The organism is Microbacterium sp. zg.Y909, from assembly GCF_024626565.1.
The window spans coordinates 1-1,461 of the sequence record NZ_JANJFJ010000636.1; the positions used below are offsets into that span (position 1 = coordinate 1).

3 protein-coding genes and 1 pseudogene are annotated in these 1,461 nt (G+C 66.5%); all 4 read left to right on the forward strand.

What is annotated here, in order from left to right; genetic code table 11:
- Window positions 1-58: 58 nt before the first annotated feature.
- Window positions 59-535 (forward strand): DUF2975 domain-containing protein, encoded by a 477-nt coding sequence (locus tag NQ160_RS23640; protein ID WP_257517430.1) that lies wholly within the window; start codon window positions 59-61, stop codon window positions 533-535.
- Entirely contained in the window at window positions 535-771 is a 237-nt protein-coding gene (locus NQ160_RS23645; protein WP_257517431.1) for a helix-turn-helix domain-containing protein, read from the forward strand. Before NQ160_RS23640 ends, NQ160_RS23645 begins: the two co-directional genes overlap by 1 nt.
- The gene (locus NQ160_RS23650; protein ID WP_257517432.1) at window positions 768-1,160 is read left to right on the forward strand and encodes a hypothetical protein; all 393 of its coding nucleotides are present in this window, start codon (window positions 768-770) and stop codon (window positions 1,158-1,160) included. The genes NQ160_RS23645 and NQ160_RS23650 overlap by 4 nt, the downstream gene beginning before the upstream one ends.
- A gap of 50 nt (window positions 1,161-1,210) precedes the next feature.
- A pseudogene (locus tag NQ160_RS23655) lies at window positions 1,211-1,461 on the forward strand (hypothetical protein); the annotation flags it as partial.

Genomic DNA, 1,461 nt, shown 5'->3' on the forward strand with positions numbered 1-1,461 from the left:
CGCGAGCCCCTACGATCGTTTTTCGATACGAAGCTAACGATCGACGATAGGTGCAGTCATGAGATCTCCCCTCATTGCGGTGACGAAGGCGTTGATCGTCGTGCTGTTCGCGTCCGCCGGGATATGTCAGGTCTGGGTGGTGCCGATGATCGCGGCAGGGTTCGCGAAAACCGCACCCGAGTTCGCTCACCTCGAGGCACCCGGCGTCATGCTCGTGGGCGCGCTGCTGGCGTGCGGCCAAGTGGTGCTGGTGTGCGTGTGGCGGCTGCTCACCTTGGTCTCGCGGGACAGCGTGTTCGACGCGCACTCGTTCCGCTGGGTCGACGCGATCATCGCCGCGGTCGGAGCAGCAGGGGTGATCGTCGTCGTCGGGATGGCGGTCATCGGCGAGGCGCAGGCGGGGAGCCCGTTCCTCGCGTTGACCGGCACCATCGCGCTGATCACCATCGTCGGGCTCGCCCTCGTGATCCTGGTCATGCGCAAGCTCCTGCGGCAGGCGACGGTGCTGCGGCAGGACATGGCGGAGGTGGTGTGATGCCGATCATCGTCGACCTCGATGTCGAGCTCGCCAAGAAGAAGATGAGTGTGTCCGAACTCGCCGCCGCGATCGACATCACGCCGGTCAACGTCTCCGTGCTGAAGAACGGCCGCGCGAAGGCGGTGCGATTCTCAACCCTCGACGCGATCTGCCGAGTGCTCGACTGCCAGCCGGGAGACATCCTGCGATGGGTGCCCGAGGCCGTGCCGGTGCCCGGAGGTACGCGTCCGTGACCGGGGCGGCAGACGGTCGCTCTCGGGACGCCGCGCAACCCACGTCGATACTGGCCCGCAGGACTCGCGGCATCGGGATCGCGGTCGCCGTCGCTCTTTCGCTTCAGCTCACGGGGTGCGCCGCGAACCCCGAAGAGGACTACCTCAGGGCTCTCGACGACAGTGCCCCGGCCCTGCGCGCAGCCCATTCGAGTGGCGACTTGGTTTCGAAGGGCTTCGAGGCATGCGACGCCGTGGCGACGAACGCGCTCACGACAGTTTTCGATGGCCGCGTTGCAGAAGGCTCAGACGGCGCCACGGAGTGGGGGCGCATCTTTGCCGCAGCGGTGGAGAACCTGTGTCCCGAACACCGAACCCGGCTCGACGAATGGATGAACGAAAACAAGTAGCGTGCGGGACGCTCATCCGCCTCTAGGGTCGGAGCATGCGAGCGGTGAGGATGACCTGGACGATCGGTGGCGTCGCCCTCGTCCTGTGCGGCGTGATCGGGATGCTGCAGTACTCCCTTCCGTATGCCGGTTCCTTCCTCACGATCACGCGCGAGGCGGTCTTCGCGGCCGCGATCCTGCTGTTCGCGATAGGGCGCTCGAAGGAAGCGAGCGTCGTGGCGCGACGCCCGCTCGGCGTAGCCGCACTCGCGGTCGTCGCGCTGTGGCCGATTGTCCTGCGCATCGCGCAACCGCTTCTGCC

Bases quoted from the DNA above. Each gene is read 5' to 3' on its own strand.
- NQ160_RS23640 (WP_257517430.1), top strand. From the start codon at position 59: ATGAGATCTCCCCTCATTGCGGTGACGAAGGCGTTGATCGTCGTGCTG.
- NQ160_RS23645 (WP_257517431.1), top strand. From the start codon at position 535: ATGCCGATCATCGTCGACCTCGATGTCGAGCTCGCCAAGAAGAAGATG.